This is a genomic window from Burkholderia sp. L-4 (genome assembly GCF_056856535.1).
The window spans coordinates 1,591,789-1,613,483 of the sequence record NZ_JBXEOX010000002.1; the positions used below are offsets into that span (position 1 = coordinate 1,591,789).

Sequence of the window (21,695 nt, forward strand, 5' to 3'; positions counted from 1 at the left end):
AGCCTCGTCTATCTGTAAATCAATGCACTACTGAATAACTTCCGGACCGACATCGTGGTCGATCCCGCGACCCGTGACGCAATTACCGCCGCAACCCGCGCAGCATCACGAGCGCGACGAGCCACGGTCCGCCGAGCAGCGTGGCGACGAGGCCGGTCGCGATTTCCTGCGGAAAAGCGATCTGCCGCCCGAGCCAGTCCGCCGTCACCATCAGCAGCGCGCCGAGCGTTGCGGCCAGATAAAGCTGCGGCACGGGGCGGCGCGCACCGGAAAACCGAGCGATATGCGGCGCGATCAGCCCGACGAACGACAACGGCCCGACAATCACGGTAGCCGCCGCCGTTGACATGGCCGCCAGCAGCAGCAACGCGAAGCGCGCGCGACCCACGGGCACGCCGACGCTTGCCGCGACGTCGGTGCCGAGCGCAAGAGCGGCGAGCCAGCGTCCGGTCAGCGGTGCAACGGCGAGCGTCAGGAGCGCCAGTGCCGCGACGCTCCAGGCGATGTCGGGCGCGACGTAGTAGGTGGATCCGATCAGCAGATCGACGAGCACGCCCGCGCGCGGATCGCCGCTTGACATCAGCGCGCCGACTACCGCGTTGAACAGCGCACTGATCGACAGCCCGACGAGCAGCAGGCGCTCGGGCGCGAATCGCGCGCGCCGGCCGAACCATACGAGCAGCACCAACGTCGCGAACGTGCCGGCCACGCACCCTGCCACCAGTGCGGCGGGAACAAGGTGGTGACTGAGAAACAGTACGGCAACCATGCCGAACATGCCGCCGGAACCCACGCCGAGCACGTCGGGACTCGCCATCGGATTCGCGCTCATGCGTTGCAGCAGTGTTCCCGCGACGGCGAGCAGAGCGCCCGCCGCCAGCGCCGCGGCGAGGTGGGGTACGCGCCAGAACAGCAGGCTTTCGATTTGCGTGAGCGTGGCGACGCTCGCGCCAGCGGGGCCGCGAGAGACCGCCAGCGACAGCACGCATGCGAGCGGTAGCAGCATGACCCACGCCAGCGCCATCGCGCGAGGCGCGCGACGCTCATGCCGGGGGGCCGCTGCAGTATGCGCATCGGGCCGCGTGCGCAAACGCGGCAGCAACCCGACGAGCAGCGGCACGCCCACGATCGCGGTCGCGCTTCCGGTCGCGATCACGTGCGCGGAAAACATGTCGGCCCGCGCGGCCGTGCGCACGATTTCATCGGTGAGCCACAGCAGCGCCGCGCCGGTGAGCGGTGACCACACGAGCCGCGCGCGCAATTGCCGCGCGCCGGCCAGGCGGGCCAGCAACGGCGCGGCCAGGCCGATGAAGCCGATGACGCCCACTTCGGCGACCACGAACGCCGTGAGCGCGACCGCGACGAACAACGCGGCGCCGCGCACCCATCCGACCGCGACACCAAGATGGCGCGCCGTCGTGTCGCCTGCGTCGAACAGACTCAGCGGACGATAGAGCAGTGCGGCGGCGCCCGCGCAGGCGGCGAGCTGCATGCCCAGATGCAGCGTCGGTTGCCAGCCGTTCTGGTCGAGCGCGCCGCCACCCCAGATCTGCAAGCCTGCAAGCCGGTCGAAATGCACCACCGAGATCGCGAGACTGATCGCGCCGCAGTACAGGTTCACGACCATGCCGCCGAGGATCACGCCGAGCGGCGACATACGTTGCGCCCATGCCAGCGCGAACACGACGAGCATCGCGGCCGCGCCGCCCGCCAGCGCCAGCGTGCTTCGACCCATGGCCAACCAGCCGGGCATCCAGATCGTCGCGACAGACAGCGTGAGATACGCGCCGGGGAACACCCCGAGCGTCATGGGTTCCGCGAGCGGATTGCGCAGCACCTGTTGCATCAGCGCGCCCGCGAGACCGAGTGCGGCGCCGCACAGCAGGGTCATCGCGACGCGCGGCAGCAGACTGTAGTGAACGAGCAGGGCCCCCACGTCCTGCGTGTCTGCGGTGGCCGCGAGCGCGCGCCACAAGGATGCGCTCGCCAGTGCGCGATGCACGTCCGTGGCGGTGAGGCACGCGGCGAGTACGGCCATGGCGCCGACCAGCGCCAGGCGCCGATCGCTTGTCCGCGCGATGCGTCCGGCCAGCACGAGATTACGCAAGGCCGCCTCCGCCTTGCTCCAGTGTGGCCAGTGCGATCGAGACGGCCGCGGCGAAGCGGTGCATCGACACGAGTCCGCCGAAGGCCGCGATCACCGGCAGGACTGCGACGCGTTTCTCGCGCACGGCAGGCAGCGCACGCCACAACGGGCTCTGGTTCAGCGCGGCACGCACGGCGGCGCGCAGCGGACCGATCAGCAGGATGTCCGCGTGCGGGACATCGAACAGGCGTTCCAGCGCGACGGCGGCCGAACCGGTGACGGAGGTGCGCCACGGCGTGGCGACCGTTCGGCTCGCCGCGTCGCGAGGATGGGCGGCATTGTCGACACCGATGCGCGCGAGCACGTCGTCGAACAGGCTACCCGTGCCATAGACGCGAAAATGTCGCTCGTCGAGTGCTTCGGCGACGATCACGGCTCGCGCCGGGTGAGCCCCGGTGTTCGCGATCCGGGTGGCCACCGACGCGAATTCCCGTTGCGCGGCGACGATCAGCTCGGTGGCGCGTAGCGGCGCATCGATCGCCCGCCCCATCGCGGATGTTTCGTCGCAGAGCACCTCGAGAGGCCGTGCAGCGCTCATGTATGTGCCGAGCGTGAGCGTCGGCGCGATGCGTCGCAGCGGCGTCATCAACGCGGCATGCGCCGGCGTGACGATGATGAGATCCGGCGCGAGCGCGAGCAGCACCTCGAAGTTCGGCTGATAGAGCAGGCCGACATCGGCGACGCCGGGCGGCAACGGCGGCGTCACGATGCCGCTCGCATACCAGTCGGGCAATGGAATGCCGACGGGCGCGCGCCCGAGTGCGAGCAGCGTTTCCGTGAGTTCCCAGTTGAGCACCACGATGCGATGCGGGAACCGCGTGACCGCGGCAGCGACGCATGGCGCGGAGAACCATGGGCCTGAGCCGGCGAGCGCGGTGAGCGCGACGAGCAGTTGCCGGCGGCGCGGATTCGCAACGAGCAGGTTCATGCCGGAAACCCCAGACGCCGCCCGCTGACCGGATCGGCACTCACGCGCATCGGCACGCCGTAGATCGATTCGAGGTGCACCGGGTTCATGATGTCGGCGGCGCGCTCGCGCATCAGCAGACGGCCCTCGCGCAGCGCCACGATACGGTCGCAGAACCGCGCGGCCATGTTCACGTCGTGCAGAACGACGACGGCGCTCATCGCCCTCGTCGCGCAGAGCGTGCGCACGAGTTCGAGCACGGAGAGCTGATGGTTGAGATCGAGCGCCGACGTCGGTTCGTCGAGCAGCATGCAGCGGCAGTCCTGTGCGACCAGCATCGCCAGCCATGCACGCTGACGCTCGCCGCCCGACAGGACGTCGACGGGACGATCGGCGTGACGGAGCACATCCGCTGCACGCATCGCGCGCTCGACGTGCGCGGCGTCTTCTTCCCCGAAGCGACCGAGTGCGCCATGCCACGGATAACGCCCGAGGGCGACCAGTTCGTGCACGGTCATACCGTCGGTGGGCGGCGTCTGCTGCGGTAAATACGCGACCTGACGCGCGAACTGGCGTGCGCCCCAGCCGGCGAGCGGCTTGCCCGCGTAGCGAATCGTGCCGGCAGTGGGGGCGAGCTGACGAGCGAGCAATTTGACGAGCGTGGATTTGCCCGAACCGTTGTGCCCGACCAGTCCGGTCACGCATGCGGGTTCGAGCGCGAGATCGATCGATTGCAGCAGGGGACGGCCGCTGGCGACGTACGACACGCGTTCGAGCGAGAACGTCGCGGCAGGGCCGGTGTTGCCGCATGCGGAGCGGGCTGCTTCGTCGCGCACGATTGGGCTCATGCCGCGCTCGCCATGTCGTTGCCGCCCGTATGCCGCGAATGGTCCGCGCCGGCGGTAATCGCGGCGATTCGCCCGTTCTCGAGCTTGACGAGCCGGTCGGCAAGATCGAAGTAGCGATCGTCGTGCGTGATGACCAGCACGGTCTTGCCGTTCGCCTTCAGCGCGGGCAACAGCGTGCGATAGAACACGTCCTTGAAGGCCGGGTCCTGATCGGCCGCCCATTCGTCGAAGACATAGAACGGTCGATCCTCCAGGAATGCGACCAGCAGCGCGAGGCGTTTGCGCTGACCTTGCGAAAGGGCGAGCGTGGAGAACGTGCCGCGCTCGATGCGCACCTTGTGGTCGAGTTGCAGCGCGACGAGCAACGTACGTGCCATCCCTTCGCGTTCGCCGGTCAGGCCGAGCAGCGAATCGAACAGATGGAAATCGCTGAAGACCACCGAAAAACGCTGTCGATACGCGGCGCGCGTCGCGTCGTCCACGGCGACGCCGTCGACGAGCAGACGGCCGCGCTCGGGCGCGTAAAGGCCGACGAGCAGCTTCGCGAGCGTGGTCTTGCCGCTGCCGTTGCCGCCGACGAGATACACGAGTTCCCCCGCGTCGAAGGTCAGATCGATGGGCCCGAGCGTGAACAGGCCATCGTCGCTTTCGCGCACATAACGATGTTCGACACCCTCGAACACGATGCGCGAGAATCCCTCGGCCGGGGCCGGTGCGGCGGCGGAATCGGCGTGATTGCCTGGTTCGGCAGGCAGCGCCGCCTCGAGCTCGCCGATGCGCTCGAACGCAACGCGTGCCGAGTTGAGCGACGGCAGCGCCGCGAGCAGCCCTTCGACCGGCATGATCAGATAGAGGAACACGAGCGCGTAGCCCGACATGACGTGCGCGTCGGCGCCGAACAGATGCGCGAGCACGAAAGTCGTCAGGCCGACGAAGCCGAACAGCAGCAAATTTCCCCAGCTTGCCGCGAGCGCGTGCAGCACATAACCGCGCGTGCGCTGCACGCGCACCGCCTCCACGTGCGGTGCGAGCTCGCTACCGACGAACGCGTTCGCACGCGCGCGATGCAGCTTGAGTTCCTTGGCGCCGTCGAACAACGCGCGAAACCGGTTCAGCAGCTTGTCCTCGCGGTCGCGCGATGCGCGCAGATGACGCAGCGCGCGGGTGCTCACCAGCTGCGTGCCGAGCGTGCCTGCCCCGAGCACGCCCAATGCGACCGCGAGGATCGGCAGCGACAGCATGCCGAGGTACGCGAGACACCCGACGATCACGGCGCCCTGCATCGCCATGGAGGGCAGGCTCACGAAGAACACGACGATGCTGTCGAGATCCTGGGTCAGCGCGCCCATCGCGCGGGCCGCGCCGCAGCGCTCCAGATCGCGGAACGACGCGGCGGTAATGCGGCCGATCGTCTGCATGCGCAGTTGCGCCTTGACGCGTTGACCGAGATACATGAATAGCGCCTGCGAGCCGATGCGCGTCACGAGTACCAGCGCGGCGAGCAGCACGAAGCGCATGCCCAGGTGCATCAGTTGTGCGCCCGACGCTTGCAACGCCTGATTGATGAGGGCCACGAGCGCCGCGTTCGCGAAGCCGCTCGCGAGACTCGCGAGCAACGCGACCGGCAGCAGCCAGCGTGAGTAGCGGATCAATGAGGCAATCAGAGGCATAAGTGGCGGAAGGTTCGTGCGGACGTGCAGGCTGCACGTGTCGTGTCTCATACATGAGAATGAGACGTATTAAATATGTCGGACGGGATTTGGCCGTGACCATTGATGGATAAGGAGATTAATGCCTCAAGCCGTCGAAAGGTAGACACTCGATATCGATTTTTTGACAAAATTTGGTGAATTTGAAATATCATAGCTCACCTCCTTTCGACCGTCTCCGATGAAGGCCTTCCTGCTCAAGCGCTATCCGCTGGCGCGGGTGCCGCTGCCGCGCGAAGTGGCCGCCACCCTCGTGAATTACCGTCAAGGCGAACGCGTTGCCTGGCATCAGCATCGTCATGGCCAGCTCGTCTTTGCAGCCAAGGGCGTCGTCCGCGTGCTCACGCCGGCCCGCACATGGACACTCCCGCCGTCGCGGGCGGTGTGGCTGCCGTCGGACGTCGATCACGAACTGCACGCCGTGGGCGACACCGCGCTATGCAGCGTCTATGTGGAGCCCGAGGTGTTTCCGTGGTCCTGGGAAGAACCGGCGGTCATCGCCGTGTCGGTGTTGCTGCGGGAGCTCGCGCTCACGGTGGTCGACGGGGCGGATACTTATACGGCCACGAGCCGCGCCGGGCTGGCCGCGTCGTTGCTGATGAAAGTGCTCGCGGAAACGCCGAGCCTCGCCGAGCCTGGTGTGCCCTTGCCACGCGACGAACGCCTGCTCAAGCTGTGCGAGCACATGATGAACGACCCCGCGAGCGATCTCACGCTGGACTTCTGGGGCGAGCAATTCGGCGCCAGCGGCCGTACGCTCGCGCGCCGGCTGCATGCCGAGACGGGGCTGACGTTCGTGGCCTGGCGGCAGCAGATGCGTGTCGCGGAAGCGATCACGCGCCTCGCGCTCGGCCAGTCGGTTGCGCAGGTGGCGAAGGATCTCGGGTATCGCAGCGCGAGCGCATTCATCGTCATGTTCCGGCGAATCACCGGCGAATCGCCGCAGCGATATCTCGCGGCAGGTTGAGCGGCATGATTCGGACGGTCGGCGGTTCGGCGACATGACCGGCGGAAAACACGGAAATGGTGCAGTACCGATCGCAATCGAAGTATGCTGTGGCGCGGCACGGCCCGTGCGCGATACGCGTCGCGCAACGGACGGCCGACCCGCGCCGTGAGTCATCCGGCGACCAGAAAAACAGACTTCGCCGGGAGTGGGGACGGTCATCATGACCATGCTGCGTTCGTGGGGTGCGATTCTTTCGTTGCTGGCGCTCGTTGCGTGCGCCAGCCTTCCGCCGCAGGCCGATCGCGCGCCGACGCATGCGTTCACCGATACGGAACACACCCGCCTGGGCGCGGCGTTCCAGCAGCAGGCCAGCGCCCATCCCGGGCAGGATGCGTTCCATCTGCTGACCGATCCGGTCGATGCGCTGGATGCGCGCGTGCTGCTGGCCGACCGGGCCGACCGGTCGCTGGATCTTCAGTACTACATCTGGCACGACGACCTGACCGGACATGAACTGGCCGATGCGGTCATTCGCGCGGCCGATCGTGGCGTGCGCGTGCGCGCGCTGCTCGACGATCTCGGCACGAACGCGGACGACCGCAAGCTGCTCGAGATCAGTTCGCATCCGAACATCGAGATCCGGTTGTTCAATCCGGTGGCCACGCGCCGGTTCAAGAAGATCGGCACGGTGTTCGAGTTCGCGCGCGTCAACCGGCGCATGCACAACAAGGCGATGATCGCGGACAACCAGGTGGCGATCGTCGGTGGCCGCAATATCGGCGACGAGTACTTCGGCGCATCGTCGATGCTGGAGTTCGGCGATCTCGACGTCGTCGTCCACGGTCCGGCCGTGAAGGACATCTCGACCGAATTCGATACGTTCTGGAATTCTCCGTACGCGTATCCGATCGATGCGCTGGTCGGGCACGATGCGGCGCCGGGCGGGCTCGATCGCGAGCGCGAACGGCTGCGCGACTACCTGCGGGCGATGGAGGACAATCCGTACGTGCTCGAGGCCCGGCAGCGGCTCGACCAGATCGTGCATGGGCAGGGCACGGAACTGTCGTGGGGGCACGCGACGGTGCTGTACGACGATCCGTCGAAGATCGCGCATGCGCCGAAGGACGCCGACGGACACCTGATGCCGCAGCTGCGTGCGCTTGCATTGCAGCCTCGGCACGACCTGCTGATCGTGTCGCCGTATTTCGTGCCGGGCAAGGAGGCCGTCGAACGATTGCGGGCGCTCACGGCGCGCGGCGTGCGCGTGACGGTGCTGACCAACTCGCTTGCGTCGACCGACGTGGCGGCCGTGCATGCCGGCTACCGGCATTATCGAAGCGATCTGGTGAAGGCCGGCGTGCGGCTCTACGAGCGGCGGCCGTCGGGCGACAAGAGCATTTCGAAGCAGGTCATCATCGGCTCGTCGCGCGCGTCGCTGCACGCAAAGACCTACGTGTTCGATCACACGAGCATTTTTATCGGATCGATGAATCTCGATCCGCGCTCGTTGAACCTCAATACGGAGATCGGCGTTTACTGCGAGAGCCCGGCGATTGCGTCCCAGGTGGCGAACGATCTCGAAGCGCGACTCGACCGGATCGCGTGGCGTGTCGAGCCGGGCACCGATGCGGCCGGGCAGGGGCGGCTCAAGTGGATCCAGACCGATGCGGACGGGAAGGTCACCGAGATCGATCACGAGCCGGAGGTTTCAGCGGCGCGACGAATGGAAGTCTGGTTTCTGGGGTTGTTTCCGATCGAATCGCAACTGTGAGCGCCGCTCAGCGGCGCGGGCGGCCGAATCGTTCGATGACGGCCGCGAACTGCGTCGTCGCCGTTTCGATCGTCGCGTCGTCCAGCCCGGAATAGCCGAGCACGAAGCCGTTGTACGCGCGGCCCTCGCCGACGCGATAGCTGCTCAGCGGCTGCAGCAGCAGGCCATGCGCGGAGGCGGCGCGCGCGACTTCGGCGTCGTGCAGCGGCGCCGCGAGATCCGCCGACAGATGCATGCCGCCCGGGCTGTCACGCACGCTCAACACGGTGCCGAGGTGGCGCGCGAGGGCCGCCTCGAGGCGGCTGCGCCGGTCGGCATAACGCGACTTCATCGTGCGCAGATGCCGTGCAAAGAGGCCGGTGTCGATGAATTCGGCCATCGCAAGCTGATCGGCCGAATGACCGCGATGGACGAGCTCGCGCAGCGTCCGGGTGAAGCGCTCGACGAGGGCTGGCGGCACGACCATGAAGCCTAGCCGAAGCGCCGGAAACATCGTCTTGCTGAACGTGCCGAGATAGCAGACCGGCGCGTCGGGATGCAGGCCCTGTATCGCGGGCAGCGGCTGGCCGCCGTGACGGAACTCGCTGTCGTAGTCGTCCTCGATGATCCATGCCCCGCACGCGCGTGCATGCTCGACGAGCGTTGCACGCCGTTCCGGGCTCATCAGCGCGCCGAGCGGGTATTGATGCGAGGGCGTCGTATAGATCAACCGGGGCGGCTGGTTACGCCACTGCTCGTCGGTGGGCGCCATCCCTTCGTGATCGACCTCGATCGGCACGAGATTCAGGCCGGTCGACCGGAAGGCCGTCCGGGCGCCGTTGTAGCAGGGATTCTCGAGCCAGCCGTATTCGCCGGGATTCGCAAGCATGCGCGCGCACAATTCGAGGCTGCCTTGCGTGCCGTCGGTGATGAATACCTGGCCCGTGTCGCAGCGCACGCCGCGCGACACGCGGATGTAGGCGGCCACCGCGCGCCTGAGTTCGGGCAGCCCTTCGACCGGACCATACGCGAGCTGCGCGGGCTTGATGGTTTTCCACGCACGCTCGATGCAACGACGCCACTGCGCAACCGGGAATTCGTCCAGTGACGGGAGGCCGGGGACGAACGGCAGCATGCGTTCGGGCTCGGGATCGGCGCTCTCCAGCCCGTGCACGCGCGCCGACAGTTGCACTGCCGGCGAGCCGTCGTCATGCGTGGCGCCTGCCCGGCCGCATCCGTCCCATAGCGTGATCGTGCCGTTGCGCGTGGCGGCCACGAAGCCTTCTTCCGCCAGGCGCTCGTACGCATAGACCGCCGAATTACGGGCAATGCCCAGCTCGGCCGCGAGCACGCGCGTCGATACGAGCCGCGTGCCGCGGGGAAGGTGCCCGTCGAGCAGCAGCGCGCGCAGGCTCCGGTACAGCGCTTCCTGCTGGCTGTGTCGAGTCGTGCCATCCTGCCGGGAGCGCGACGAGATGAGCAGCGCGAGATCCATGGGCTGGTTCCAGAAATTTCCGTTGTGCTGGTTCTTTTGAAGATGCCACGCGCATCGTATCGTTCACGTTCTTGCGATGTGCCCCGGCGCGCGGGGCGTTCCTGCGATCGTCGAGCGTATTGCACGTGCGTATTGTGATCGATTTGACGCGCGGCTGTCGACGCGCCCGGCGGCCGTACATGCGGGCGTCAACGCCTCACGATACCGATTTTATTAATTTTGTAGTCCGAATATATGAAAATCATGACCGCCATTTCTTCCTCGCCGCTGACCACCATTCGCCGCCTGTCCGAGCTGGCCAGTCACGATCGCGCGATGCTCCACCGCATCGTGGACGAGGCCTATGTCTGCCATATCGCGTTCGGCGACGGCGAGCACACGCACTGCATCCCGACCGCGCACTGGCGGCGGGGCGACGATCTCTACATTCATGGGTCCAATGGCAGCCGGATGATCAAGGCGCTATCGGCGGGCGTGCAGGCTTCGGTCGCGATCACGTTGCTCGACGGCCTCGTGCTGGCGAAGTCGGCCTTCAACCATTCGATGAATTACCGGTCCGCGGTGATCTACGGGCGGTTCGACGCGGTGGAGGACGGTGCGGAAAAACGCGCGGCGCTGGACGCCTTGATGGACAAGATCGCGCCCGGCCGCAGGCATGAAGCGCGGCCGGGCAATTCGAAGGAAATCAATGCGACCAGTGTGCTGCGGATTGCGATGGACGAAGCGGCGGTGAAAATCAGCGATTCGCTGCCGTCCGACAAGGACGAGGATCTGGCGTTTGCGGTGTGGACCGGAATACTGCCGCTGAAGACGGCGCGCGGCACGCCCGTGCATGCGGACGGCGGCGTGCCCGTGCCGGACTACGTGCGGAGCTGGGCCGATTGATCGGCGGATCGCCCGACGGCAGCGCGGCATTCGCGCTACCGTCGGCGGGACTTACCCCGGATGATGCTCGTGCGACTCATGCTGCGGGTGGGACTCGGGCGGGTGCGGATGCGGCGCCGCCGCGTGCTCGGTTGCCGGTTGCCGAGGGCGCGGTGCCGCGTGTTCCTGCAGCGGCGCTTCGGCGTGCGGCTGCATCTCTTTGCGTTGCTGCTGCTGAGCCTCGTTGCGTCGCTGGGCATCCGCACGTTGCTGCTGCGCTTCGTTGCGTTGCTGGGCGTCCGCGTGTTGTTGCTGCGCTTCGTTACGCTGCTGGGCCTGCGCGCGTTCCTGTTGTTGCGCTTCGTTGCGTTGCTGCAGCGCTTCGCGTTGCTGCGCCGCGTTGTGCTGTTGCATTTCCTCGCGTTGTTGTTGCTGTGCTGCCGCATGATTTTCCTGCGCGGCTGCACGCTCCTGTTGCATCGCCTGCTGCCGCTCGTCGTGCGTCGCGCCGGACGGATGCTGCGCCGGTGCCACGGCATGTGGCGCATTCGCACGGTTCTGCGCGAATGCTTCTGGCGCGGGTCGCGTGCCGGGGCGCGCGTCGTTCGCGCCGAAGTGCGGCATCGTCATCGGCGCTGCGCCCGCGCGCGGCGCCATGGCCTGTCCGCGCATCGGTTCGGCACCCGGCTGTGCGGCATTGCGTTCGATCGTCGTGTTGTTGGTGGTGACGTTGCCGCCGTAGTTGTTCGTGATGCGCGTGTTGCGGATGTTGGTGATGTTGTTGATCACGGTGGTCGACTTCGTCACGTACGTGGTGTGGTTGTACACCACGGCCGGGCGCTGCCACCCGCCGTTCCACCTCGGGCCTTCCGGATGCGGTGCCCCCCAGTTCACGCCCCACGCATGCCAGCCCCAGTCGTGGTGTCCGAAGATCGCGGCGCCGACGGCGATGCCGACGCCGAACGTGATCACGCTGGCCGCCACGACTTCGCCGGTGCTGTATGCGGGCGGCCGGTAAACGTAGCCGGGGTAGGCCGATACCGGCTCGCCGTAGACGACGGTCGGGTTGTACGACGGCACGTACACGACATCCGGCTGCGCGGGCTCGATCTCGATTGCCTGCCCGGGCGGCGGCACGATCGCCGGCCCGGCGTACCCCACGGGCGCGTCGGTGGCCGGCGTATAGCCGGTCGGCGCGGCCCGCGCGACTTGCGTGACGCGTATCTGGCCGCCCGAGCGGAGATGGCCGGACGTCTGGGCGCGCTGGCGCATCACCTGGATCGCGTTCATCACGTCGGTCGGATCGTTGTAGTACGCCTGGCCGAGCGACGTGGTCCAGACCGGGTTCGACGCCATCTGCGACAGCACCGCGGGGAAGGCGGTCAGCGCCTTGACGGACGGGTCCCACGGCTGCGCATCGGCGGCGGCCGCGAGTGCCTGCCCCTTCAATGCCGGATTCTGCGTGACCCAATTGTTCGCGGCGCTCACCTGGTCCGGATACGTCGCACCCGCCAGCACCAGCGCGACGAGCTTGTCGGGGAACAGCGCGATCGGCGCGACCATCTGGTAGAGCTGGTCGGCGCTCGGCGGCGTGTAGGCAACGGGTGTCGAGGCCGGCTGCGCGGCCGCGGCCGCGCTCGCGTCGCTCGCCGGCGCGGCGGGGCTGCCGTCGCCGTTCTTGTTGCAGGCCGACAGGCCGAGCAGCGACACGATGAGGGACGAAGCGATCAACGTCCTGACGGGGCGGTGTGCACGTGTGTTGTTCATGTTGTTGTCCGTTCGGTGTGGAGGCAGCGTTGGCAGGCACGCGGGCTGCGCGATCGGCTTGAGCACCGTGCCGCGATCGTCCGCGCTTGCGCCGGCGGCAGCGGCCGGCGCAGGCGGCAAGATCGTGTTCGCATGATGGAAGTCCCGCGACGAATCGTCATATTCGGTTAAACGCACGACACGCGCGGAAGTTGTCGGAGCGTTGTGTAACAGTGTGTACCTTGCGGTCCGTAAGCGGGCGGGCACCCGGCGGGTAAGGAACCTGAAAGTTGCTGGCGCAACGATTGCAAGGTCGGCGCGCGTATCGTCCCGCCCGATGCCGCTTCGCGAGCTGACGCGGAATGCAGAAAACCCGCGACGGCTTGCACCTGTCGCGGGCTTTTACGCGGTTGCGTGCGGTCCGGGGCGCGCGCAACGACGCGCACGCGGAACCGCGTCGGTCATCGGCGCATCAGCGTGCGAAGTCCGACGTGCTCTGGATGAATGTATTCAGCTTCGAGATGTTCACGCTGCCGAAGCCCGTCGTCGCGTCCCAGCCGGCCTTCGCCTTGTAGCCGTACGTGCCGCTGCCGTTGTTGCCGGACGTGACGTCGTGCAGCAACGCCGCGTTGGACGGGAAGTACTTGTAGATGCTCGACGCGGGGAAGCCGAGCGCATTGTTGTTGGCCGACTGCAGCCGCGCCCAGATGCCCGTGAAGATCGGCGCGGCGAGGCTCGTGCCGCCTTCGTTGTTCAGGTAGCCCGAGCCCCACAGCGTGTCGGAGGTCTGGCCGTTCACGACGAGAATCGCGCCGGTGCGCAGGTCGGCGTCGAAGCCGACGTCGGGCAGCGCGCGCTTGGTCGAGCCGGTCAGGGTCGACGACTGCCACGTCGGCGCGGCCTCGTACTTGCTGTACCCGCCGCCCGTCGACCACACCGTGCCCGGCTGCCAGCTCGGATCGTTCCAGACGATCTCGCTGTTGTACGCGTTGGTCGACGTATTCGTGAACAGCGTCGTGCCGCCTACGGCGATCACGTACGGCGACGTGGCCGGTTCGCTCACCGTGTAGGTCGAGCGCGACGGCGTGCCGCTCGCGCATTCGTACGCGCCGTGGTCGCCGGCCGACACGGAGAAGGTCTGCCCCTGCGCGACCGCCTGTTTGAAGATGGTGTCGTCGGTGGCCTGCGAGCCCGTGCTGTTGGCGGACGATTCGCACACGCCGAGCGACACGTTGATCACCTTCGCGACGTTGTCGGTCACGGCCTTGTTGTAGGCGGCGGTGATCGCGGTGAGCGTCATCGACGGCGCCACGTAGAACACGACCTGCTTCACGGCACCGCCTGCCGAGCCGACGATCGACTGGCTGTCGAGGTTCCATTCGACGGTGCCGTCGGTGTCGGTGTACGAACTGCCGGACGGGCCGGTCTTCACGATGGCGCTTGCGATCGTGCCGAGGCCGTTGTTCGCCGCGAACGTATTGAGGTCGCTCACCGTCTGCGACAGGTCGCCTTCGGAGATGACGCCGACGGTGGTTTGCGACGCGTTCGGCACGCCGTCGCCGCCGTAGATCGACGAGAACTCGGTCGGGTTGTGCGGCACCGCCGACGCGCCGGCCGGAATCGTCAGGTTGCTGGTGTTGCCTTGCGGCTTGCTGCCCGCACCGGTATGCATCAGCTCGACGTTCTGCAGCCCGAGCACCGCACCCACGATGTTGCCGATCGCGTTCGGCACTTGCGCGGCATCGGTATTCGCATAGACGCTGCGGCCATTGCGCGTGAAGCGCTTGAGCGTCGTGCGGAATGCGGACTTGACGGTCGCCGCGGTGCCGGACGCGGATACCAGCAGGCGGTTCGGCGCGACCACGATGTTCACGAAACCTTCCTTGCGCAGGTGCGCGACGACGGACGCGACCTGCTGGTCGGTCGGCGCATATTGCGCGGCGAACTGCGCCGGCGTGAGGAACTGCCTGTAGTGCGGCGAGCCGGGCGTATGCAGATCGCGCAGGTACTGGTCGAGTTGCGCCTCGTTGCGCAGGTTCAAGCCGAGCACGATGTCGACCGATTCGCCGGGCGCCATCTCGATGGCCGACGCGGCGGCGGCGGCCGTGCTCGCGGCGGGCGCGCCGGCGGTACCGGCTTCGCTCTGCTGCACGAGCGGCAGGAATCCCTTGGTGCGGGTTTCCGTCCAGCCTGCCGCCGATGCGGCATGGGCGGTCGCCATGCCGAACGAAGCGAATGCCGCGGCGGCGAGTGCGAGCTTGACGATGCGAATGTGCTTGTGTTTCTTGTCTGCAACCTGATTCATTTGAATTACCCCTCCGGTTGAACATCGAACGGCACGAACAACAACGGTCGACAGCGGTGCGGATCGTGCACCGCCGCTTGCTGCCGCATGCGTGCGGATGGCACGGACGCGACAGGGCCTTTCACCCGATCCGGAGAGATGGGTTTGCTCCGGGGGCGAAATACGGAAAACGCGATAACGGGAGGGCTGCGTCGCGCTGCGAGGCAGCCGCGCCGGACTGGATGCGGGCGGGATTGCTAGAGCAACAGTTTCGTTGTCCTGCTCATTTGATTCGATCCTTCGGCCCGCTGCCGGATGACAGCCGTCCAATGAGATGCATCGGGATATTGCATGCGCCGGTGTGCGAGAAAATCAGCCGGCGGCGAGCACTGCGGTGCGGCGGAAGCGAAAAAACGTAGAGCGGAATCGATTGCGTGGTGAGCAATCCGTCAGATTGCTTGCATCGGAAGTTATCAAGAACGAAAGCGCAGTGTCAAACTTTTTTTGATTATATGAAACAAAATTAAACCGAATAAAGCGCAATGATTTTGAAAAGATCGACGGCATTTTGTAATGCTCGAAACCGGCAAGGAAGGTAATGCCGGAATCGATTCGTTGATCATTTCCGATTCGTTTCGTAATGGCCGGTTGCTATCGAGGAAACGCTCGAATGGCCGGCGGGTGCCGCGGAAGGTCGAATTCGAGAACGGCATTGCCGCGGGGCGAGGCGAGATGGCGCAACTGCCCGCCGTGCGTCTGGACGATCGCGCGCGCGACGAACACGCCGAGCCCGGATTCGGCGAATCGTCGCGAACCTTCGTCTTCGATCCGGACGACGGCGCCCGCGGCGCGGTCTTCGACGAAGAGCTTCAGCGTGGCCGGCGCGGAATGGCACCGCATGTCGTCGAGCAGCGCGAGAACGGCCTGCCGGATGCGCGCGCCGTCGCAGGTCACGACGGTTGCGTCGGTCGTCAGGTCGATGACGAACCCCGCTTCACGAAACGCTTCGCGGACCGAATCGATGGCACCGGCGATTTCGCGGTCAAGCGCCGTCGAGCACAGATCGAGCGTCAACCCCTCCGGCCGTTCGGCAACCTGAAGGTCGTCGACGAACCGGAACAGGTCGTCGACATGGTGAAGCAGCGCGTCGCTTGACGATGCGTCGGCTTCGTCGACGAGCCCCTTGATGGCTTCGAGCCGGGTTTCGAGTGCCCGGAGATGTTTCAGTTGATGGGTCATCGCATTGAAGTCCTCGATGAAGCGCGACAGGCCGGACATGCAGCCGTCGCGGGAAATCGCACGCGCCGACCGGTCGCCGGCGGCGATGCGGGCGGTGTCGGCGGCCATCGCGTCGAGTGCCGCGAGCGTACGGCGCATCTGCCGGAACAGGTCGAACGCGGCGGCCAGCAGGCACACGAACAGCACCGTCGCGAGCATCAGGTAAGTGGACGCGCTGCCGATCATCGTGCCGGCCGCTGCATCGTGCGGAAATGCCGCCGGGTGACGCGACGCGTAAAGCAGGAAGGCAACGGTGCAGGCGGTCAGCACGGCGACGATTGCGCCCAGGCCGATCGCCTGTCCGATTTGCCGGCCGGGCTTCGCCGGCAACGTCACTGCAGGCCCCGCAGCCGGTAGCCGACACCGCGCATCACTTCGGGCATGCCCGGTGCGCCGGCCTGTTCGAGCTTCTTGCGCAGCCGGCAGATGTGGCTGTCGACCGTGCGCTCCAGCGCGCTCACGTCGGCCATGCACGCATCGAGCAGTTCGCCGCGCGTGAACACGCGGCTCGGCGATCGCGCCATGTGGGCGAGCAGCCGGAATTCCGTCAGCGTCAGCGTGATCGGTATCTCGGCGGAATCCGTCCGAACGCGGGCCAGATAGCTGTCGGTGTCGATCTCCAGGTCGCCGACGCGCAACATGAGCGCCGCCGGTGGCGCGGCCGACCGGCGCAGGATCGCGCGCAGCCGCGCGACGACTTCGGCCGGGTTGAACGGCTTGACGATGTAGTCGTCCGCGCCGGCGTGCAGTGCCTGCAGCCGGTCGAGGTCGCGGTCGAACGCGGTGAGGACGACGACGGGCGTGTTGCCGCGCCGCCGCAGCTCGGTGAGCACGTTCCAGCCGTTTTCCCGCGGCATCTTCACGTCGAGCAGGATCAGGTCGGGCTTCAGGTGCGGCTGTACGTCGAGCACCGCTTGCCCGTCGGCGACGCGGTAGGTGCGAAAGCCGTCGTGCGTCAGGTATGCATCGAGGATGTCGGAGATATCGGGTTCGTCTTCTGCAATCAGTATCAGGGAGTTCGTCATGGGGTTCGCCGTGCGATGTCGAACAATCGGGGCAGCCCGTTGCCGGGCCGGATCGCGCCGTTCCGTCCCCCTGCCGCGCGGGATGGAGCGGCGCCGTTCGTTCAGTTCTGCACCACGCTCGGCGACGGTGCGACGTCCTTGTCCGTCAGGCCGCCGCCGAGCGCCTTGTACAGTGCAACGGCGTTGCCGAGCTCGCTGCGACGCAGGTCGAGCAGTGCCTGCCGTGCCGAGTAGAGCTGCCGCTGCGAATCGAGCAGTTCCAGCCGCCCCTCGACACCCGCGCGATAGCGCAGGTTCGACAGGTCGGTGCGGCGCTCGGCCGAGCCGACCACGCGCGTCTGCGCGTCGATCTGCCGTCCGAAGGTCTCGCGCCCGGCGATACCGTCGGCTACTTCGCGGAACGCGGTCTGGATCGAGCGTTCGTACTCGGCGACGGCACTCGACTTGCGCACTTCCGCGAGACGCAGCTCGGCGCGCAGGCGCCCGCCCTGGAAGATCGGCACCGTGACCTGCGGCGCGAAGCTCCACGTGCGTTGTCCGCCGTCGAACAGGCTGCCCATCGCCGGGCTGAGGAAGCCGATCGACGACGTCAGCGACAGGCGCGGGAAGAACGCTGCGCGTGCGGCGCCGATATCGGCATTGGCGGCGACGAGATTCTGTTCGGCTTGCTGGATATCAGGACGACGGAACAGCAGTTCGGACGGCAGACCGGCCGGCAGTTGCGTCATCACCGGTTGCTGCTGAAGCGGCACCGGCTCCGGCAGATCCTTCGGCAGATCGGTGCCGACCAGCAGGCGCAATGCGTTGCGTGCCTGCTCGACGGCGCGCGTGCGCGCTTCGAGATCGGCCGTGGCGCTCGCGACCTGGCCTTCGGCCTGTGCGATGTCGACGCCGCTCGCCTGATGCGCATCCTTCAGGCGGCGCGCGAGGTCGAGCGACTGTCGCCAGTCGGCGAGGGTGCGCTCGGACAACTGGCGTTGCTCCTGCGCGAGGCGTTCCGCGAAGTACGCGTCCGCGACGCCGCCGACCAGCGAGATCTGCACCGCGCGGCGGCCGTGATCGGTTGCGAGGTAGCGCGCAAACGCCGCATCCGACTGCGACTTCACGCGACCGAACAGGTCGATCTCGAACGCGCTGATGCCGACGTTCACGCCGTACTGGTTCTGCGTCGTGCCGAACAGCGGCGGACTCGACTGCGTGTCGTCAGACGTACGCTGGCGCGTGAAGCTCGCGCCGGCGCCGATCGACGGCAGGCGCGGGGAACGCTGGACGCCGTACTGCGCTTCGGCGGCCTCGACGTTCAGCGCCGCGACGCGCAGGTCGCGGTTGTTCTCGAGCGCGAGCTCGATCAGCCGCTGCAGGCGGCGATCGCCGAACATCGTGCGCCAGCCGAGATCGGCGGCGTTGGCCTGGAGGTCGGCGGCCGCGGCGGCCGTGTAGGCCGTCGGCACCGGCATCGAGGGCTTGACCAGCGTCGGCGCGAGCGAGCAGGCCGACAGGGCGAGGACGAGGGGGAGAATGAGCAATCGCATGGCATCAACCTTCCTGTCCGTGAGTCGGGGCGGCCGGCTGCTTGCGGGAAGCCCGCCATGCGCCGACGCGCTCCTGGATGCTCGTCACGAACACAAAGAAAACAGGGACGAAGAAAATGGCCAGCACCGTGGCGGTCACCATGCCGCCGAACACACCGGTACCGATCGCGTGCTGCGTTTCGGCGCTGGCGCCGGTCGCGATCATCAGCGGCACGACACCGAGGCCGAACGCGAGCGAGGTCATCAGGATCGGGCGCAGGCGCAGCTTCGACGCCTGCACGGCCGCTTCGACGAGCCCCTTGCCTTCCTCGCGCAGCTGCTTCGCGAATTCGACGATCAGGATGGCGTTCTTCGCGGACAAGCCGATCACGGTGATCATCCCGACCTTGAAGAACACGTCGTTCGGCATGCCGCGCAGCAGCACCGCCCCGATCGCGCCGATCAGGCCGAGCGGCACCACCAGCATCACCGACAGCGGGATCGACCAGCTTTCGTACAGCGCGGCGAGCACGAGGAACACGACGATCATCGACAGCACCATCAGCATCGGCGCCTGCGACGCCGACTGGCGTTCCTGCAGCGACTGGCCGGTCCACTCGACCGCGAAGCCCGGCGGCAGTTGCGCGGCGAGACGCTCCATCTCGGCCATGGCCGCGCCGCTCGACTGGCCCGGTGCGGCGTTGCCCGAGATCCGCGCGGACGGGTAGCCCTTGAAGCGCACCATCTGCAGCGGCGTCTCGGCCCATACCGGGCGAACCACTTCGGACAGCGGCACCATGCCGCCGGCCGCGTTGCGCACGTACAGCTTCATCACGTTGTCGATCTGCATGCGCGCCGGCGCGTCGGCCTGGATGATCACCTGCTGCATGCGGCCCGCGTTCGGGAAGTCGTTCACGTAGGTCGAACCCATCGCGGTCGACAGCGTGTCGCTGAGCGTCGTGAACGACACGCCGAGCGCTTGCGCCTTCGCACGGTCGATTTCGAGGCGGATGCTCGTGCCGGCAGGAAGGCTGTCCGGGTACACGCCCGCCACGACCTTGCTTTGCGCGGCGAGTTCGAGCAGCTTGACTTCCGCCGCCTTGAGCGCCGCCGCGCCCTGGTTGGCACGGTCTTCCAGACGCATCGAGAAGCCGGAGCTGTTGCCGAGTTCGTCGATCGCCGGCGGCAGCAGGCTCATCACCGTGCCTTCGGTCACGCCGGCCATCGCTTGCTGCGCGAGCATGCCTTCCTCGAGGGTCGACGCGCCGCCCCGGTTCTTCCAGTCCTTCATCACGGACCAGTTGATCGCCGCGTTCGGACCTTGCCCCGAGAAGCCGTAGCCGATCACGGAAATGCTCGACTGGATTGCCGGACGCGAGGCAAGATGCTTCTCCAGCGTCTCGACCACGTCGTGCGTACGTTCGGCGGTAGCGTCCGCGGGCAGCAGAAAGCTGGTGATGAAGTAACCCTGGTCCTCGTCCGGCAGGAACGACGACGGCAGGCTGCGGAAGCCGAACACCAGGGCGCCGGAGATCGCGACGAACACCAGCATCACCCGGCCCGTGCGGCCGACCAGGCGGCCGACGCGCGTCTCGTACCATTTCGTCAGGCGATCGAAGCGGCGGTTGAACCAGCCGAAGAAGCCGCGTTTCTCGTGATGGCCCGGTTCGAGCGGCTTGAGCATCGTCGCGCACAGGGCCGGCGTGAGCGTCAGCGCCAGCAGCGCCGAGAACAGGATCGACACGGCCATCGACATCGTGAACTGCTGGTAGATCACGCCGACCGAGCCGCTCGCCATCGCCATCGGCAGGAACACCGCGGTCAGCACCAGCGTGACGCCGATGATCGCGCCGGTGATTTCCTTCATCGCCTTCGAGGTCGCGTCCTTCGGCGACAATCCTTCCTCGGCCATCAGGCGCTCGACGTTCTCGACGACGACGATCGCATCGTCGACGATGATGCCGATCGCGAGCACCATGCCGAACATCGTCAGCACGTTGATCGAGAAGCCGGTCATCAGCATCACCGTGAACGTGCCGAGCATCGCGACCGGCGCGACGATGGCCGGAATCAGCGTATAGCGCACGTTCTGCAGGAACAGGTACATCACGAGGAACACGAGCACCATCGCTTCGAGCAGCGTGTGCAGCACCTTCTCGATCGAGATCTTCACGAACGGCGACGTGTCGAGCGGAATCGAGTAGGTCATGCCGGACGGCATCGACTTGCTCAGTTCGGCCATGCGCGCACGGATCGCGTCCGCGGTCTTCACCGCGTTGGCGCCCGGTGCGAGCTGCACGCCGGCGAGGGTGGCCGGCTTGTTGTTCTCGCGGCTCACGAACGTGTAGTTCTGCGAGCCGAGTTCGATGCGTGCGACGTCGCCGAGCACGACTTTCGAGCCGTCCGCGTTCGCGCGCAGCACGACCTTCGCGAACTCCTCCGGCGTCGTGAGCTGGCCCTGCGCGATGAGCGGCACGGTCACGCGCTGGCCCGGCAGCGCGGGCAGCGCACCGAGGCTGCCCGGCGCGATCTGCACGTTCTGCTGGCCGATCGCGGTCGTCAGGTCGCTCATCGACAGGCCGAAATTGATCAGCTTCTGCGGATCGACCCAGATGCGCATCGCGCGTTCGGAGCCGAACTGCAGCACCCGCCCGACGCCGTCGATTCGCCGCAGTTCCTCGGACACGCTGCGCGCCATGTAGTCGGCGAGCGCTCCTTCGTCGAAGCGGCCGTTGTCGGAGCGCAGGCCGATCAGCATCAGGAAGCCGGACGACGCCGATTCGACGATCAGCCCGTTCTGGCGCACGGCCGCCGGCAGGCGCGGCTCGACCGACTTGATCTTGTTCTGCACGTCGACCTGCGCCATCTCCGGGTTGGTACCGGGCTTGAACGTCACGGTGATCTGCGCGGAGCCGGACGTATCGGCCGACGATTCGAAGTAGAGCAGGTTCCTGACGCCGGACAGTTCGCGTTCGATGAGGCTCAGCACGCCGTCGTTCATCGTCTGGGGCGTGGCGCCCGGGTAGTTCGCGGTGATCGTGACGGACGGCGGCGCGACCGACGGGTAGCGCGCGACCGGCAGTTGCGGGATCGCGATCAGCCCCGTCAGGATGATGAAGAGCGCGATCACCCACGCGAACACCGGGCGTCGGATAAAGAATTCAGCCATGACTGGTGGCTCCT

At 66.9% G+C, this 21,695-nt stretch carries 14 protein-coding genes; 3 read left to right on the forward strand and 11 right to left on the reverse strand.

What is annotated here, in order from left to right; all coding sequences use genetic code 11:
• Positions 1-82: 82 nt before the first annotated feature.
• Genes fhuB through AC1VVG_RS24110 form a run of 4 tightly spaced genes read right to left on the reverse strand, consistent with a single transcriptional unit; the run spans position 83 to position 5,571 of the window.
• A complete protein-coding gene (fhuB, locus tag AC1VVG_RS24095; protein WP_482836447.1) occupies positions 83-2,107 on the reverse strand; it encodes a Fe(3+)-hydroxamate ABC transporter permease FhuB in 2,025 nt (674 codons plus the stop codon).
• Positions 2,100-3,074 carry an ABC transporter substrate-binding protein gene (locus AC1VVG_RS24100; protein ID WP_482836448.1) on the reverse strand — a complete coding sequence of 325 codons (975 nt, stop codon included), beginning with the start codon at positions 3,072-3,074 and terminating at the stop codon, positions 2,100-2,102. The genes fhuB and AC1VVG_RS24100 overlap by 8 nt, the downstream gene beginning before the upstream one ends.
• Positions 3,071-3,901 (reverse strand): ABC transporter ATP-binding protein, encoded by an 831-nt coding sequence (locus tag AC1VVG_RS24105; RefSeq protein ID WP_034185747.1) that lies wholly within the window; start codon positions 3,899-3,901, stop codon positions 3,071-3,073. The genes AC1VVG_RS24100 and AC1VVG_RS24105 overlap by 4 nt, the downstream gene beginning before the upstream one ends.
• Positions 3,898-5,571 carry a cyclic peptide export ABC transporter gene (locus tag AC1VVG_RS24110; protein WP_482836449.1) on the reverse strand — a complete coding sequence of 558 codons (1,674 nt, stop codon included), beginning with the start codon at positions 5,569-5,571 and terminating at the stop codon, positions 3,898-3,900. The genes AC1VVG_RS24105 and AC1VVG_RS24110 overlap by 4 nt, the downstream gene beginning before the upstream one ends.
• A 220-nt stretch (positions 5,572-5,791) precedes the next feature.
• Here AC1VVG_RS24110 and AC1VVG_RS24115 point away from each other — a divergent pair, with 220 nt between their 5' ends.
• Positions 5,792-6,577, forward strand: a complete 786-nt coding sequence (locus AC1VVG_RS24115) for an AraC family transcriptional regulator (protein WP_034185749.1) — start codon at positions 5,792-5,794, stop codon at positions 6,575-6,577.
• Positions 6,578-6,779: 202 nt separating this feature from the next.
• Positions 6,780-8,330: a phospholipase D family protein gene (locus AC1VVG_RS24120; protein WP_059558401.1), complete on the forward strand. Its 1,551-nt coding sequence runs from the start codon at positions 6,780-6,782 to the stop codon at positions 8,328-8,330.
• A gap of 7 nt (positions 8,331-8,337) precedes the next feature.
• On the opposite strand, the gene pdxR is transcribed toward AC1VVG_RS24120, so the two are convergent.
• Positions 8,338-9,804: a MocR-like pyridoxine biosynthesis transcription factor PdxR gene (pdxR, locus tag AC1VVG_RS24125; protein WP_482836450.1), complete on the reverse strand. Its 1,467-nt coding sequence runs from the start codon at positions 9,802-9,804 to the stop codon at positions 8,338-8,340.
• Positions 9,805-10,038: 234 nt separating this feature from the next.
• Here pdxR and AC1VVG_RS24130 point away from each other — a divergent pair, with 234 nt between their 5' ends.
• Positions 10,039-10,689 (forward strand): pyridoxamine 5'-phosphate oxidase family protein, encoded by a 651-nt coding sequence (locus AC1VVG_RS24130; protein ID WP_200086672.1) that lies wholly within the window; start codon positions 10,039-10,041, stop codon positions 10,687-10,689.
• A gap of 51 nt (positions 10,690-10,740) precedes the next feature.
• Here the strand turns inward: AC1VVG_RS24130 and AC1VVG_RS24135 are convergent, their stop codons facing one another.
• From AC1VVG_RS24135 to AC1VVG_RS24160, 6 genes are all read right to left on the reverse strand, one after another.
• Positions 10,741-12,435 (reverse strand): DUF3300 domain-containing protein, encoded by a 1,695-nt coding sequence (locus tag AC1VVG_RS24135; RefSeq protein WP_482836451.1) that lies wholly within the window; start codon positions 12,433-12,435, stop codon positions 10,741-10,743.
• A 451-nt stretch (positions 12,436-12,886) separates the two neighbouring features.
• Complete coding sequence (locus tag AC1VVG_RS24140; protein WP_343726558.1) at positions 12,887-14,719, reverse strand: S53 family peptidase; 1,833 nt, start codon at positions 14,717-14,719, stop codon at positions 12,887-12,889.
• A 630-nt stretch (positions 14,720-15,349) separates the two neighbouring features.
• Positions 15,350-16,312 (reverse strand): sensor histidine kinase, encoded by a 963-nt coding sequence (locus AC1VVG_RS24145; RefSeq protein ID WP_482836452.1) that lies wholly within the window; start codon positions 16,310-16,312, stop codon positions 15,350-15,352.
• The gene (locus AC1VVG_RS24150; protein ID WP_034185754.1) at positions 16,309-17,001 is read right to left on the reverse strand and encodes a response regulator; all 693 of its coding nucleotides are present in this window, start codon (positions 16,999-17,001) and stop codon (positions 16,309-16,311) included. The genes AC1VVG_RS24145 and AC1VVG_RS24150 overlap by 4 nt, the downstream gene beginning before the upstream one ends.
• Positions 17,002-17,102: 101 nt before the next feature.
• Positions 17,103-18,533, reverse strand: coding sequence for an efflux transporter outer membrane subunit (locus AC1VVG_RS24155; RefSeq protein ID WP_482836453.1), 1,431 nt, complete (start codon positions 18,531-18,533; stop codon positions 17,103-17,105).
• 4 nt (positions 18,534-18,537) lie between these two features.
• Entirely contained in the window at positions 18,538-21,681 is a 3,144-nt protein-coding gene (locus AC1VVG_RS24160; protein WP_482836454.1) for a multidrug efflux RND transporter permease subunit, read from the reverse strand.
• Positions 21,682-21,695 lie beyond the last annotated feature (14 nt).